13 protein-coding genes are annotated in these 14,164 nt (G+C 75.4%); 4 read left to right on the plus strand and 9 right to left on the minus strand.

All coding sequences use genetic code 11. The features are described from left to right. Positions 1 to 31 precede the first annotated feature (31 nt). Positions 32 to 1,012 (plus strand): helix-turn-helix domain-containing protein, encoded by a 981-nt coding sequence (locus GKC29_RS23275; RefSeq protein ID WP_155332845.1) that lies wholly within the window; start codon positions 32 to 34, stop codon positions 1,010 to 1,012. Between the two features lie 232 nt (positions 1,013 to 1,244). On the opposite strand, the gene GKC29_RS23280 is transcribed toward GKC29_RS23275, so the two are convergent. The 8 genes from GKC29_RS23280 to GKC29_RS23315 are packed head-to-tail and all read right to left on the minus strand — an operon-like array spanning position 1,245 to position 9,971. Further along, positions 1,245 to 2,228 carry a DNA topoisomerase IB gene (locus tag GKC29_RS23280; RefSeq protein ID WP_155332846.1) on the minus strand — a complete coding sequence of 328 codons (984 nt, stop codon included), beginning with the start codon at positions 2,226 to 2,228 and terminating at the stop codon, positions 1,245 to 1,247. Beyond that, positions 2,212 to 3,165, minus strand: a complete 954-nt coding sequence (locus tag GKC29_RS23285) for a glycosyltransferase family 9 protein (protein WP_155332847.1) — start codon at positions 3,163 to 3,165, stop codon at positions 2,212 to 2,214. The genes GKC29_RS23280 and GKC29_RS23285 overlap by 17 nt, the downstream gene beginning before the upstream one ends. Next, positions 3,162 to 3,848 carry an SDR family oxidoreductase gene (locus GKC29_RS23290; protein ID WP_155332848.1) on the minus strand — a complete coding sequence of 229 codons (687 nt, stop codon included), beginning with the start codon at positions 3,846 to 3,848 and terminating at the stop codon, positions 3,162 to 3,164. The genes GKC29_RS23285 and GKC29_RS23290 overlap by 4 nt, the downstream gene beginning before the upstream one ends. Continuing rightward, positions 3,845 to 5,359: a PfkB family carbohydrate kinase gene (locus tag GKC29_RS23295; RefSeq protein WP_155332849.1), complete on the minus strand. Its 1,515-nt coding sequence runs from the start codon at positions 5,357 to 5,359 to the stop codon at positions 3,845 to 3,847. The genes GKC29_RS23290 and GKC29_RS23295 overlap by 4 nt, the downstream gene beginning before the upstream one ends. Before the next feature lie 25 nt (positions 5,360 to 5,384). Further along, positions 5,385 to 6,089: an SIS domain-containing protein gene (locus tag GKC29_RS23300; RefSeq protein WP_155332850.1), complete on the minus strand. Its 705-nt coding sequence runs from the start codon at positions 6,087 to 6,089 to the stop codon at positions 5,385 to 5,387. After that, entirely contained in the window at positions 6,086 to 7,306 is a 1,221-nt protein-coding gene (locus GKC29_RS23305) for a glycosyltransferase (RefSeq protein ID WP_155332851.1), read from the minus strand. The genes GKC29_RS23300 and GKC29_RS23305 overlap by 4 nt, the downstream gene beginning before the upstream one ends. Further along, the gene (locus GKC29_RS23310) at positions 7,291 to 8,268 is read right to left on the minus strand and encodes a glycosyltransferase (protein WP_155332852.1); all 978 of its coding nucleotides are present in this window, start codon (positions 8,266 to 8,268) and stop codon (positions 7,291 to 7,293) included. Before GKC29_RS23310 ends, GKC29_RS23305 begins: the two co-directional genes overlap by 16 nt. Continuing rightward, positions 8,265 to 9,971, minus strand: coding sequence for an HAD-IIIA family hydrolase (locus GKC29_RS23315; RefSeq protein ID WP_155332853.1), 1,707 nt, complete (start codon positions 9,969 to 9,971; stop codon positions 8,265 to 8,267). The genes GKC29_RS23310 and GKC29_RS23315 overlap by 4 nt, the downstream gene beginning before the upstream one ends. A gap of 187 nt (positions 9,972 to 10,158) precedes the next feature. On the opposite strand from GKC29_RS23315, the gene GKC29_RS23320 reads away from it, so the two are divergent. The 3 genes from GKC29_RS23320 to GKC29_RS23330 all read left to right on the plus strand — a co-directional run bounded on the left by GKC29_RS23320 (position 10,159) and on the right by GKC29_RS23330 (position 12,483). After that, positions 10,159 to 10,587: an SRPBCC family protein gene (locus GKC29_RS23320; protein ID WP_370463275.1), complete on the plus strand. Its 429-nt coding sequence runs from the start codon at positions 10,159 to 10,161 to the stop codon at positions 10,585 to 10,587. Further along, the gene (locus tag GKC29_RS23325; RefSeq protein WP_155332855.1) at positions 10,584 to 11,585 is read left to right on the plus strand and encodes an SDR family oxidoreductase; all 1,002 of its coding nucleotides are present in this window, start codon (positions 10,584 to 10,586) and stop codon (positions 11,583 to 11,585) included. Before GKC29_RS23320 ends, GKC29_RS23325 begins: the two co-directional genes overlap by 4 nt. 130 nt (positions 11,586 to 11,715) lie before the next feature. Beyond that, complete coding sequence (locus tag GKC29_RS23330; RefSeq protein ID WP_155332856.1) at positions 11,716 to 12,483, plus strand: polyprenol monophosphomannose synthase; 768 nt, start codon at positions 11,716 to 11,718, stop codon at positions 12,481 to 12,483. A 38-nt stretch (positions 12,484 to 12,521) separates the two neighbouring features. On the opposite strand, the gene GKC29_RS23335 is transcribed toward GKC29_RS23330, so the two are convergent. Then, on the minus strand, positions 12,522 to 14,126 hold the full coding sequence (locus GKC29_RS23335) for an NAD(P)/FAD-dependent oxidoreductase (protein WP_155332857.1): 1,605 nt from the start codon (positions 14,124 to 14,126) through the stop codon (positions 12,522 to 12,524). Between the last annotated feature and the right edge of the window lie 38 nt (positions 14,127 to 14,164).

Here is a 14,164-nt window from a genome sequence, read left to right on the forward strand (position 1 = left end):
ACAATGGTCGGCGCCGACACGGGGAGGGACGATGCTGACGCCGGTGATCGTGGACACCGAACAGGTCGCCGCAGCGGACCGGTTCGGGATGTGGCTGGAGATGGTGGCACGCACGGCGGCGCCCCTGCGGATTCACACCGCGCACGCCCACGACTTCACCGCCCGGGCCGAGTTCATCGACCTCGGCCCGATCCAGGTGGTCCGCTACCAGTACCCGTCGCTGGACTGCTTCCGCACCCCGAAACTCGTCCGGCAGTCCGACCCCGAGGTCCACCTGCTCGCCCTGAACACCGCGGGCAGCACCAGCGCGACACAGGACGACCGGTGCAGCACCGGCCGAGCCGGCGATTTCACCTTCTACGACGGCTCCCGCCCGCACGAGGTGCACCACCACGGCGACGACGCCGGCCGGGAGCCGGCAAGCTCCATCGCCGCGCTCATCCCGCACACCGCGCTCCCGCTGCCACCGCAGCGGCTGGCTCCCCTGTTCGGCGGCGGAATGTCCGGCAGGACCGGGGTGGGTGCCCTGCTGGCCCAGTTCCTCACCCAGGTCGCCACCCATCCCGAGCAGTACCACGCGGCGGACGCCGCCCGACTCGGCACGATCGGTCTGGACCTGGCCACCACCCTGCTCGGCCGGCACCTGGTGTCGGAGCACGCGATCCCCTCGGAGGTACGCCGACGGGCACTCGTCACGCAGGTGCGGGCGTACGTCCAGCAGCACCTGGACGACGCCACGCTGCACCCGCAGACCATCGCGGACGCCCACCACATCTCGCTGCGCTCGCTGCACCGGCTCTTCGAGGCCGAGGAGACGACCGTCGCCTCGTACATCCGTGGCCTGCGGTTGGAGCGGTGCCGGCACGACCTCGCCGACGCGGCGCTGCGTGCCCAGCCCATCCAGACCATCGCGGCACGCTGGGGTTTTCCCGACAAGGCCCACTTCAGTCGGATGTTCCGGGCAGCGTACGGGATCACGCCGCAGTCCTGGCGACAAGCCAGCCGGGACTAGGCACGGATCGTCAACCGCGCGGCGTCCACGGTCAACCCGTCCGGGGCAGACTGGGAAGCCGAAGCGGCCGCCCCCTCCGGACGCCATGCCGGCGCGGGCAGCCCGCCGAACGGGGGCCGTGGCGGGGCGCCCGCCGCCCGAACGGCGGCGGGCGGTCGCCCGGCGGTACCCCGAGCCACCTCCCGATTCCGGTTCCGCCGCTGGCATCCCCAGGTGCCACCGGCGGAGCCGGTCAGGCTTCCTCCAGCAGTTCCAGAACGGCCCGCTCGGCCTCCTCGCGGGGTGTCCTCGGATCGACCGGCGCCACCACACCGTCGTGGTAGAGGTCCACCACGCGCGGGTCCACGTAGGACGTGCGTGCCACCGTCGGCGTGTTGCCGAGCAGTTCCGCCACCTCCCGCATGACGGCGGCGACCGCCCTGCGGCGCGCGGTGACCGACCGCTGCCGGCCCACGGTGGCCAGTTCGGTGGCCGCCAGCACGGTGGCGTGCCAGGTACGAAAGTCCTTCGCCGTCATCTCGCCGCCGCTGGCGTCCCGCAGGTACTCGTTGACCTCGTCGCTGCGCACGTCCCGCCAGTCCCGGCCGTCCCAGTACCCGAAGAGCCGGTCGGCGGCGCGGCGACGGCGACGCAGGTTGGTCAGCACCCGGCACAACTCCGGATCCTCGATCCGGCGGACCTGCTCGATGCCGCCCTTGGCCGGGAACTCGAAGACCACGCAGCCCCGGCGGGAGCGGGCGTGCTCCGGGCGCAGGGTCGACACGCCGAAGGTGGGGTCGTCCCCGGAGGCGTACTGGTCGTTGCCGACCCGGAACATCCCCATGTCGAGCAGCCGGGCCACGGTGGCGAGGACCCGGTTCCGGTTCAGTCCCCGGCCGTCGAGGTCGTTCGCGATGCGCTCGCGGAGCGTCGGCAGCCGGTGGGCGACCTCCAGGATGTGGTCGAACTTCGCCTCGTCGCGCTTGCGCCGCCACTCCGGGTGGTAGAGGTACTGCTTGCGGCCGGCGGCGTCGATGCCGGTGGCCTGGATGTGCCCGTTCGGGTACGGCGAGATCCACACGTCCTGCCAGGCCGGCGGAATCACCAGGTCCCGCAGCCGCGCCACCTGCTCCAGATCACGGACCTGCTCGCCCGCCGGGTCGAGGAACACCCAGCCCTCGCCCCGCCGGCGGCGTCCGTACCCCGGCCTGCCCGGATCACTACGCCGCAACCGCACCGGTAGTCCGCACCGCCTGTTCCACCTCGGCCACGGCGGCCAGCACGTCGCCCACCCCGACAGCCGCCAACGTCGGGTGGCTTCCTACCCCGTCCCACCTGGGCCAATCGTGTCCGTCGGCCCACAGCACCCGGTGGCAGGTCCGGTCGGGTGGTGGGCCCCACTGGGCGGGTGGGACGGGGCCGAAGAGGAGGACCGACGGGGTGTGGTAGGCGGTGGCGAGGTGGGCGATGCCGGTGTCGCCGCTGACGAGGAGTCGGGCGTGGGCGACGAGGGCGGCGAGGTGGTGCAGGTCGGTACGGCCGGCGAGGACCGCGCGCTCCGGGAGCCCGGCGAGACGCGCGACCTTTCGGGCGAGAGGCGCCTCGGCGGCGTTGCCGGTGACGACGACCCGGTGGCCGGTGGCGGTGAGGTGGCGGGCGACGGCGGCGAACCGCTCCGCCGGCCAGCGCTTCGCGGGGATCTTCGAGCCCGGGTGCACCACGCTCACCCCGGTGGGCAGCGTCCCGGGCGGTGGCCGGGTCAGGGCCAGGTCGGTGCGGTCGGTGGGGATGCCGTACCAGGCGAGCAGCCGGCACCACCGGTCGACCTCGTGCTCGTCGGCCCGCCAGGGCGGGCCGTCGTGGTGGCCGGCGTCGGGGTTGGCGAAGGCGAGCAGCCGGCCGGGTCGGGTCGCGGTGAGCATGTGGTGCGACTGGGGGCCGCGCCCGTGCAGGTTGACCGCGAGGTCGGGGGCGGGGCCGGTCCAGGGCAGCGGGCCGAGGCCGGGGGCGTCGACGTGGCGGTCGACGCCCCCGATCAGCTTCACCAGCGGGGCCAGCCAGGCCGGGGCGGCCAGGGCGAGTTCCCGGTCGGGGTGGGCGCGGCGCAGGGCGCGCAGCGCCGGGACGGCGGTGGCGAGGTCACCGACGCCCAGGGCGCGCAGGACGAGGATCACGGGTACGACGACTCCTGCTCGGCGCAGACCACCATCTCGCGCACGGCGCAGCCGGCGGGCTGGGACAGGGCGAACAGCACCGCCGCGGCGGTGTCGGCGGGATCGTTGAGGATCGCCTCCGGCCCCGGCTTGTACCGCTCGTCCCGCTGGTCGAAGAACGCCGTGCGCATGCCACCCGGGATCAGCAGGGTCACCCCCACCGTGCCGGCCAGCTCCGCGGCCAGGGCGCGGGTGAACCCGACCACCCCGAACTTCGCCGCGCAGTACGCCGTGGCGTCACTGACCGCCTTCACCCCCAGCGTCGACGCGACCGTGACGATCCGGCCCCGGGACGCCTCCAGGAAGGGCAGCGCCGCCCGGATCACGGCGGCGGTCGCGAGCAGGTCCACCGCCACGATCCGATCCCAGGTCTCCCCCGGCACGTCCGCCAGGCGGCCGGGCACGTCCATCCCGGCGGCCGTCACGACGGCGTCCAGCCCACCGGCGCGTTCGGCGAGCTGCCGCGTCGCCGCCTCGGCGGCCCGGGTGTCGGCCAGGTCGCACTCCACCCACGGCACCCCGTCGGCCGGGGCCTGCCGGTCGAGCACCACCGGGCGCCCGCCGGCCCGGGCGACGGCGACGACGACAGCCGCGCCCAGCCCGCTCGACCCGCCGGTGACCAGGACGGTGGATCCGGTGTTCATCGCGTCCCCTCCGCCGGGCGGGACACCGCCGTGCCCGGCGACGGGCGGCCCAGGCGGTCCGCGGCCGGCACCGTGTCGCTGAGGCGGGAGGCACCGGGGGTCCGCTCCCGCGCGGCGGCGATCATCTCGGTGGTCGAGCGCCCGTCCAGGTACGGCACCACGACGGTGTGGCCGCCCCAGCGGCGCAGGAGTTCCGCCTCCGGCAACGCCGGCTCGCCGCCACCGGTGGCGTAGTCACCACCCTTGACCCAGACGTCCGGCCGGAGCCAGGTCAGCGCCGCGTGCGGCGTCCGCTCGTCGAAGACCACGACCGCGTCGACGCAGCTCAGCGCGGCCAGCAGGCGGCTGCGGTCGCCCTGGGACATCACCGGCCGCTCGGGTCCCTTGAGCGCGGCCACGCTCGCGTCGGAGTTCAGGCACACCACCAGGCAGTCACCGAGTTGCCGGGCGGCCTGCAACGTCGCCACGTGACCCGCGTGCAGGAGATCGAAGCAGCCGCCGGTGGCCACGACCGTGCCGCCGGCCGCGCGTACCTCGGACACCACCGCGGAGGCCGCCACCACACCGATGCGCTCGCCCGCGACGCCGGACCCGGTGGGTGGCAGGAGTCGGGCCGGCGGGGGCAGGACCGACGCCACTCCCCCGTCCGCGACGTACGCCGACGCCTCCGCCACCGCCTCCTGCACCGCCTCGGACACCAGCGCGCCCCGGGCCAGAGCGAGGGTGGCCGTGGCCGCGAACCGGTCGCCGGCCCCGCAGGTGTCCCCGTCGGCCGTCATCGGCGCGGGCACCACGAGCGGCGTCGACCCGGCGTGGCAGAGCAACGCGCCGTCGCCGCCCAGCGTCACGGCCACCGCACCCGCCCGCCAGCGGCGCCGCAGGCCCTGCGCGCCGCGCGAGGCCGTGACCAGGCGCGTCACGCCGGGCCGCACCTTGGCCAACTCGCGGACCTCGGACTCGTTCGGCGTGACCAGGTGGATCCCGGGCACCGCCGCCGGCCCGCGGGGGTGGGGGTCCCAGACCACGGGGGCCCGCGTCGCGGCCAGCGCCGCCCGCAGCGCCGGCTGCCGGGCCACCCCCCGGCCGTAGTCGCTCACCAGCACCGCCGAGGCGTTCGCGAGCACCCGTAGCACCGCGTCGGACGGCGCACCGGGCTCCCCGGGAGCGCCGCCCCGGTCGTGACGCAGCAGGACCCGGCCCCGGGCCCGCAGTCGGATCTTCTCCGGCGTGCCACCGGCCAGGCCGAGCGCGTACACCTGGACGCCGGCCGCGGTGAGCAGCGAGCTGAGCCGGGCGCCACCGGCGTCGTCGGCGAGGGCGGTCACCAGGACCACCTCGGTGTCCGGCGCCCCCGCCGCGAGCGACGCGGCCAGGCCGGCGCCGCCCGGCCGGTCGGCGTACGCGGTCTCGTCCAGCACCGGCACGGGCGAGTCCGGGCAGAGGCGGTTCACCACCCCTTCCACGTCCCGGTCGAGCAGGGTGTCACCGACCACCACCACCGGTCCCCTCACGCTTCCCCCCTCATCGCGCCTGGACCTACGGCCCGCCGTCCAGCACCACCTCGACCCCGGCCCGCACCGGGCCGGCCGCCGGCGCCGCCGGCACCCCGGCCGGTGGGTCGGTCTCGCCGGCCGACGCCTCCGCCCGCGTCCCGGCCGGCGCGGCGAGCGCCGCCGGCAGCGCCCGCTCGACGTACTCGCAGAGCACGTGGCTGGAGACCAGGTGCAGTTCCTGCACCACCTGACCGTCCGGGGAGTCGACGGCGAGCGTCTCGTCGCAGAGGTCGGCGAGGGGGTTCGGGATCGGGCCGGTGAAGGCCCAGCAGCGCAGGCCGGTGTCGTGGGCGGCGTGGGCGGCGTGCAGGAGGTTGGGGCTGGCGCCGCTGGTGGACATGAGCAGGAGGATGTCGCCGTCGCGGCCGTGGGCGCGGACCTGGCGGGCGAAGACCTCGTCGTAGCCGTAGTCGTTGCCGATGGCGGTGACGGCGCTGGTCTCGGCGTGCAGGGCGATGGCGGACAGGGGTTGGCGGTCGTCGCGGAGTTTGCCGACGAGTTCGGCGGTGAGGTGTTGCGCCTCGGCCGCGCTGCCACCGTTGCCCGCCACCAGCAGCCGCCCGCCGTCCACGAGCCGGCGGGCGAGCGTCTCGCCCCACCGCGCCAGCAGGGCCTCGCACCGCCGGTACGGCAGCAGCGCCGCGGCCAGGTTCGCCAGGTGGACGTCGAGCGGCGACCGCCCCGTCATCCGGCCACCACCCGGCTGGCCCGCCCGACGGCGGCCACCTCGCCGTAGACCTCCGCCAGCCGTTCCGCCGTGGCCGCCCACGAGTACCGTTCCCGGGCCCGCTCCCGTGCGGCGGTCGCGTACGCGAACCGGCGGATCCGGTCGTCCAGCAACCGCTGGACGGCGGTGCCGAGAGCGCGCGGGTCGCGCGCCGGCACCAGGTCGCCGGTGACCCCGTCGACCACCGTGTCCTTGATCCCGCCCACCGCCGTCCCGACCACCGGTACGCCGCACGCCATGGCCTCCAGCGGGGTCAGCCCGAACGGCTCGTACCAGGGGGCGGCGACCAGGACGTCGGCGGACCGGTACCAGCGGCCCATCTCCTCCCGGGGCACCGCGCCGACCAGCTTCACCCGGTCGGCCACGCCGCAGGTGTGCGCCAGGGCCCGGAGCCGGCGGGCGTACGGGTCGCTCTCCAGCAGGCCGGCCGGCGGCCCGCCGACCACGACGCACTCCGCGTCCGGCACGTGCGCCATCGCCCGGATGACGGTCTGGAAGCCCTTCCGCTCGACCAGCCGGCCGACGGTGAGGATCCGCGCGCGGCCGTCCTCCCGTTCGGCGGCCGGGCCGAGCGGGGCGAACGTGCCGAGGTTGACCCCGGACGGGACGACGGTCATCCGGGACCGGGGCACTCCCATCCGGACCAGTTCCCCCACCTCGTCCTGGCACTGGGCGATGACCCGGTCCACCGAGCGGCCCAGTTCCCGCTCGTAGCCGATCCGGCGGGCCGGGCTGGTGTCCTGCACCCCCTGGTGGCGCCGCTTCACCACCCCGAGGGCGTGGTACGTCTGCACGACGGGCACGCCGATCTGCCGGCCGGCGGCCAGCGCGGCGAGTCCGCTCATCCAGAAGTGCGCGTGGATCACCTCCGGCACCCAGTCGCCGCCGCGCCAGCGGTCGACCAGCCACCCGCTGAACTCCCTCATGTGCGGCAGCAGCGCGTCCTTGGCGACCGGCTCGGCCGGGCCGGCGGGGACGTGCACCACCTCGTACCCGTCCGGACCGCGGACGGTGACCGGCAGGTCGACGGCGTCCCGGCGGGTGTAGACCCGCACGTCGTGCCCGGCGGCCGCGAGAGCGGCGGAGAGTTCGGCGACATGCGTGTTCTGGCCGCCGGCGTCCTCGCCGCCGAGGACGGCGAGCGGGCTCGCGTGCTCCGAGATCATCGCGATGCGCATACTTCCTCCTCCAGCAGCCGGTCCCAGTCGGCGAGGAAACGCTCGAGCCCGTACCGCTCCCGCGCGGCCGCGCGGCCCGCGGCGCCCGCCCGGCGCGCCAGCGCCGGGTCCGCCATGAGCCGTCGAGTGGCGTCGAGCAGGTCGTCGACCCGGGTGGAGAGGGCTCCGGCTTCGGCTGGCACCGCCATCACCGCCTCCGTGGTGGCCAGCGCGACGACCGGCATGCCGATCGTCATCGCCTCGATCAGGCTCAGCCCGAGGGAGGTCCACCGGCACAGGTGCAGGTACGCCCGCCGCCGCCCCAACTCGGCGTGCATCCGGGCCTGGGGCAGGTCGTCGTGGCTGGTCAGCCGGTCCGCCGGCAGCCCCAGGTGGTCGGCGAGGCCGGCCACCTTCATGCCGAAGACGTCCAGCGGGGCGATCTCGGCGAACCGCGGCAGCAGGTCGGTGCCGGTGACGCGCCAGCGGCGCACCGGCTCGTTGATGACCACGGCGAGCCGCTCCAGCTCGCCGGTGTACTCCGCCGCCGGTGGCACGACGCCGTGGTCGACCACCGTCGTCCGGGTGCTTCCGGTGTCCCAGAAGAGCTGGTTGAACGCGGTGACGTGGGCGATCAGCAGGTCGTCGCGGTCGGCCATCGGGTGCCGGCTGTCGGGGACGGCGCCGTCCTTCGGGGTGTTGTGCTCGACGAAGATCGCGGGCAGGTCGCGGCCCGGCCGGCGGCCCAGCCAGTCGGCGGCCAGGTCGAGCTCCTCGGGACGTTGCAGGATCACGACGTCGACCTCGGCGGTGCGCAGGTCGTCGGGGGCCACCTCGACGGCGGTGTCCGGCCAGGGGTAGGTGCGGGCCCGGCCGAGGCCGTACGGGCCGCGGTCGGGCGTGGCCGGCACCAGGTACCGGTGCTTGCCGTGCACGAACGACGTGGTCCACGAACCGTGCACGTGCCAGAGGAGGACGTTCATCGGCCGCTCCCGCCGACCGTCGCGACCTCCGGTGCCGCCTGCCCGGCCGGCGTCAACGCCGCCGTCGGTGTCCGCGCCGGGGACACGCCCAGCAGCGCCAGCCCGTCCAGCACCTCCCTGGGCGTGATCCGGCTCAGGCAGGGATGGCCCGGGACGGGGCACCGCGCGGCGCGGGTGTCCCGGCAGGGGGCGGCGGCGTCACCGAGGCGTACGGTCGGCACCCGCCACGGCCCCCACTGTCCGAACGGGACGGTGGGGGCGAAGAGGCTCACCACCGGAACGCCGTAGGCGGCGGCGAGGTGGGCGGGACCGGTGTTGCCCACCACCACGGCGGCGGCACCGGCAACGGTCGCCGCGAGTTCGGCGAGCCCCGTCCCGCCACCGAGGTCCACGGCGTCGTTCCCGGCCACCCACGCGGTCAGCTCCGCCTCGTCGGCGCCTCCGGTCACCACCACCCGGTGGCCCGCGGCGGTCAGCGTCCGGACGATCCCCGCCGCCAGCTCGGGCGGCAGCCCCCGGGACTGGGCCGCCGAACCCGGGTGCAGGACCACGTAGCCCGGCGGGCCGACCTGCGACGGCGCCGCCGGCGCCGGCCGCAGCCGGAGGGCGGGTTCGTCGTCGGCGGGCAGGGCGTAGCCGGCGGCGGCGGCGAGGGACAGGGCGCGTTCGGGTTCGGGTACGCCGGTGGGGACGCGGTGGCGCACGTCGAGCAGGGCGCCGGGGTAGTCGTCGCTGATCGCCGAGATCCGGTGGACACCGATGGTGCGTAGCAGCAGGGCCAGGGGTAGCGGTGACTGGTGGTAGCTGGTGAAGATGACCGCTTCGTCGGCGGCGACGGCGGCGAGGGTGGTGGTGAGGGTGGTGATGTCGTCGGGGTCGACGGGGTCGGGGTGGGGGTCGATCCAGGGCAGGCGGTGTTCGATGATGGCGTCGACGCCGGGTAGCAGGTCGGCGGCGGCGCGGCCGCGGGGCCCGCACAGCAGCACCACGCGGTCGGCGTGTGCGGCGACGGCGCGGATGCCGGGTCCGGTGACGAGGACGTCGCCGGCGGAGTCGGACCGCACGACCAGCACCGTGCCGGCGCGGCGGGGCTCGCGGGGCACGACGGCGGCCTGCCGGCGCAGAATCTCCGTGACCGCGGCGGGGAGATCCGGCGCGACCCAGCCGGCGGCGTCGATCTCCTCGGGGCGGGTCACCGGCGTGGGCACCAGCACCGCCTGCGCCCCCGCCGCCAGAGCAGCGGTCACGTCCCGACCGATGTCACCGACCAGCACACACCGCCGCGGCACCGTACCCAACTCCCGAGCCGCGGCGTGCACCAGACCCGCAGCCGGCTTACGGCAGCCACACCCGTCAGCGTCGTCGTGCGGACACACCAGCCACGCGTCGAACGGCCCCAACAACTCCTCGACCCGGGCGTGCACCGCCCGCATCTGCGCCTCGTCGAACAACCCCTTCGCCAGCCCCGACTGGTTCGTCACCACCGCCAGCCGCAGACCCGCCGCCCGCAACGCGTCCAACGCCGCCCGCGCACCCGACACCGGCCGCACCTTCTCCGGGTCCCCGTTGTACGGCACGTCCTCGACCAACGTCCCGTCCCGGTCCAGCAACACCGCATCGAACAGACGCGGACCGGAGCGACCCCGGCCAGCACGGGCACCGACCCGGGCTGACCTGCACTGATCCGGCTCCACCTGTCGCACGGCCGGCGGGTTCCCGGCGCCCCGGGGAGTAAACATCATCTTCGCGGCGGTAGCCGTGCCGCGCTGCCGGCGGTGTCGGCACGCCGGCCCGCGGTGGCGTTACCCGCCGCCCCCGAGAAGCTAACCCACCGTCCGTTAGCAGCGCCCGCCACGGGGGTACGAGGGCGCAGTGGCGGTTGTGGAGAAAGTGATCGACGCAGCACCGGAACGGGTGTGGGCGGTACTGGCGGACGGCTGGACGTACAGCGACTGGGTGGTCGGCACGGTGCACGTACGCGACGTCGACGACGGCTGGCCGGCCGTGGGAAGCGAACTGCACCATCGCGCCGGCCCGTGGCCGTTCTCGCTCCAGGACTCCTCGACCGTGCTCGGCTGCGAGCCGCCACACAAGCTGATCCTCCGGGCCGGGCTCTGGCCCGCCGGCGAGGCGATCGTGGTCTTCACCCTGGAGCCGGTGGGCAGCGACGCCACCCGCGTACGCATCGGCGAGGACTTCGCCGCCGGCCCGCTGCGCTGGGTCCGCAACAAGCTCAACGACCTGGTGCTGCACCAGCGCAACAGGGAGACCCTGAACCGGCTGTCGGACATCGCCACCCGCCAGAAGGCCGACCGGTGACGCAGACCGTCGTGGTCACCGGGGCGAGCGCCGGAGTCGGCCGGGCGGTCGCCCGGGCGTACGCCGAGCGGGGCGGGCGGCTCGCGCTGCTCGCCCGCGGCGAGGCGGGCCTCGCCGCGGCGGAGCGGGACTGCCGGGAGCGGGGCGCCGCCGACGTGCGCACCTACCGGGTGGACGTCGCCGACGCGGGCGCGGTCCAGCAGGCGGCGGACGACGTCGCGCACCGCTGGGGCCGGATCGACGTGTGGGTCAACAACGCGATGGTGTCGGTCTTCGCGCCGACCTGGGAGATCACCGCGGCGGAGTTCCAGCGGGTCACCGAGGTCAACTACCTCGGCACGGTGCACGGGACGCTCGCCGCGCTGCGCCACATGCGGGCCCACGGGCGCGGCGCGATCGTCCAGGTCGGGTCGGCCCTGGCGTACCGGGGCATTCCGCTGCAGTCCGCGTACTGCGCGAGCAAGCACGCCATCCAGGGCTTCAACGACTCGCTGCGGGCCGAACTGCTGCACGACTGCCCGGGCGTACGGCTGTCGATGGTGCAACTACCGGCGATCAACACCCCGCAGTTCTCCTGGGTGCGGACCCGGCTGCCCCGCCATCCCCAGCCGGTTCCGCCGATCTTCGCCCCGGAGGTGGCCGCACGGGCGATCCGCTGGGCCGCCGACCACGGGGTGCGGGAGCTGAACGTCGGTGGCCCGACGTGGCGGGCCCGGCTCGGCAACGTCCTGTTTCCCGGCCTGCTGGACCGGAAGCTGGCCCGGGACGGGTACGACAGCCAGCAGACCGAGACGCCGATCGACCCGGCGACCTGGCGCGACAACCTGGACCGCCCCGGCGACCAGGAACGCGACCACGGTGCGGCGGGGGTGTTCGGCGACCGCGCCCGACGACGCTCGGCGGCGCTGTGGGTCGGCACCCACAAGCCGGCCCTCTCCGGTCTCGCGGCAGCGGGCCTGTCCGTCGTGCTGGGTGCCTTCGTCCGCCGCCGGGGGTAGCCGCCCCCGGCCCGTCCGGCGGGGCTCCCGCCGTCCCGAGTGACGGCCGGGACAGGGGAGCAATGACAACACGCACGGGGAACTGGCTACCCTCTCAGGGAACCAAGTCCGCGAAACGAGGATGTCCGACATGACTGAACCCGTGCAGCTGCCGTCGCCCTGGCGGGACGTACGTCTGACGGTGGTGGTGCCGACCTACAACGAGGCGGGCAACCTTCCGGCCCTGGTGGAGCGGCTCCTCGCGCTGCCGCTGCCGGGGCTGCGGATCCTCGTGGCGGACGACAACTCGCCGGACGGCACCGGCGAGGTCGCGGACAAGCTGGCCATCGAGCACCCGGACCGGATCGAGGTCGTCCACCGGGCCGGCAAGGAGGGGCTGGGTCGCGCGTACGTCGACGGCATGAGCCGCGCCCTGGACGGTGGCGCCGAGTTCGTCGCGCAGATGGACGCGGACCTGTCGCACCCACCGGAGGCGCTGCCGGGCATGCTCGGCGCGCTGCTCTCCACGCAGGCGGGCGTGGTCATCGGCTCCCGGTACGTGCCGGGCGGCGAGCTGGACGAGAACTGGCCGCTGTACCGGCGCGCGCTGAGCGGCTGGGCCAACCTCTACGTCCACACGCTGCTGCGGGTGCGGATCCGGGACCTGACCGCCGGCTTCAAGATCTGGCGGGCGGACGCGCTGCGCGACATCGGCCTGGAGCGGGTGCAGTCCAACGGCTACAGCTTCCAGGTGGAGATGCACTACCTGGCCACGAAGCTGGGCCACACGATCCTCGAGGTGCCGATCCGGTTCGAGGAGCGGCGGGACGGCGCCTCGAAGATGACGACGGCCACGAAGATCGAGAGCGCCCTGATGCCGTTCCGGCTGCGTACCAAGCACCGCAACATCAGCCGCTGACGTCAGGCTGGCCGCAGGCCGCGCCGCGCGGCGGGCGTTCAGCGGTAGATGGTCCGCTGGGCGGCGCCGATCGCGGCGGCGTAGGCGGCACCGGTGAGCGCCCGGTCGCGGGCGAGGGCGGCCCGCGCGGCGTTCGCACCGGGGCCGCCGTGCACGCCGCCGCCGGGATGCGCCGACGCGCTGGCCAGGAAGAGCCGGTCCACCGGCGTGTCCGCGCGCCCCAGGCCGGGGATCGGGCGGAGGAACAACTGCTGGTACGCGGCCGCCGTCCCGCCGCCGAGCGCCCCGCCGACGAGGCTGGGGTCGCCCGCCTCCAGGTCGGCCGGGCCGGCGACGTGCCGGCCCACGACGAGGCTCCGGAAACCCGGGGCGGCCTCCTCCAGCACCTCCTCCATCCGCTCCACGTGCGCGGCGACCTCCTCGGCCCGCCACTGCCGGCGGAACGGCAGGTGCGTGTACGACCACAGCGACTCGGTGCCCGGCGGTGAGTGGCTCGGGTCGGCGACGGTCATCTGGCCGACCAGCAGGAACGGGTCCCGGGGGACCTCGCCGCGGGCCAGCGCGGCGGCGTACGTGGTGAGCCCGTCGAGGTCCGCCCCGAGATGGACGGTGCCGGCGGTGGCCACCGCCCGGTTGGTCCAGGGCACCGGGGCGGAGAGCGCCCAGTCGACCTTCAGTGTGGAGCCGTCCCACTTGAAGTGTGCGAGGTCCTCGACGAGCCGGGGCGGGAGCGCCGCGGCCCCGACCAGGTCCAGGTAGAGCGCGGGTGCCGGCACGTCGGCGAGCACCGCCCGGCGGGCCCGCCACAGGGCGCCCCCCACGGTGCGGACGCCCATCGCCCGGCCCCGGGCGGTCAACACCCGGTCCACCCGGGCGCCGTAGAGGATCCGGCCGCCCCGCTCGGCGAGCCGGGCCACCAGCGCGTCGGTGATCTTCTGGGCGCCGCCGTCCGGCACCGGCCAGCCGACCTGCTGGCCGAGCATCGCCAGCAGCCACCCGTACACGCCGGAGCCGGCGTCCTCCGGGGACAGGTCCGTGTGCAGGGCGCACCCGGCCAGCAGGGCCGGCCCACCGGGGCCGTCGAAGAGTTCGTCGCCGAGCTTGCGGACCGGCACCACCAGCCGCCGGGCCAGCCGCAGCGCCCCGGAGACCTTCAGCCGCCGGAGCAGCGCGACGCCGCTGCGGACCGGCGGGAAGGGCCCGGTGACGGCCGCCAGCATCGGGCCGGCGACCTGGCGCCAGTCGTCGTACGCGGTGAGCCACCTCTTGCCGTCGCCGGCCGCGAACTCCTCCAACGAGGCGGCCGTGGTCTCCGGGTCCCGGTTGAGCAGCGCCGCCCGCCCGTCCGGCAGCAGGTGCGCCAGGACGTCCGGCGCGTGCCGCCAGCGCAGCCCGTACCGCTCCAGGCGCAGGTCCCGCAGGACGGGGGACGCGTACCCGAGGGGGTAGAAGGAGCTGTAGAGGTCGCTCAGGTAGCCGGGGGCGGTGACGCAGGCCGAGCGGACCGCCCCGCCGGGCGCCTGCGTCGCCTCCAGCACCAGCACGTCCCAGCCGGCGTCGGCGAGCAGGTTGGCGGCGACCAGGCCGTTGTGGCCGGCCCCGACGACGACGGCGTCCGCGCTTCCCGCGCCCGTCGAACTCATCCGACCCGCCTACCCTGCGCCGAACCGGGCGAAACGCG

It is taken from the genome of Micromonospora sp. WMMC415 (assembly GCF_009707425.1).
In the GTDB taxonomy this organism is placed as follows: domain Bacteria; phylum Actinomycetota; class Actinomycetes; order Mycobacteriales; family Micromonosporaceae; genus Micromonospora.

Coding starts and splice junctions, on each gene's coding strand:
- GKC29_RS23275 (WP_155332845.1), top strand. CDS start 32: ATGCTGACGCCGGTGATCGTGGACACCGAACAGGTCGCCGCAGCGGAC.
- GKC29_RS23290 (WP_155332848.1), bottom strand. CDS start 3,848: ATGAACACCGGATCCACCGTCCTGGTCACCGGCGGGTCGAGCGGGCTG.
- GKC29_RS23300 (WP_155332850.1), bottom strand. CDS start 6,089: ATGACGGGGCGGTCGCCGCTCGACGTCCACCTGGCGAACCTGGCCGCG.
- GKC29_RS23305 (WP_155332851.1), bottom strand. CDS start 7,306: ATGCGCATCGCGATGATCTCGGAGCACGCGAGCCCGCTCGCCGTCCTC.
- GKC29_RS23310 (WP_155332852.1), bottom strand. CDS start 8,268: ATGAACGTCCTCCTCTGGCACGTGCACGGTTCGTGGACCACGTCGTTC.
- GKC29_RS23330 (WP_155332856.1), top strand. CDS start 11,716: ATGACTGAACCCGTGCAGCTGCCGTCGCCCTGGCGGGACGTACGTCTG.
- GKC29_RS23335 (WP_155332857.1), bottom strand. CDS start 14,126: ATGAGTTCGACGGGCGCGGGAAGCGCGGACGCCGTCGTCGTCGGGGCC.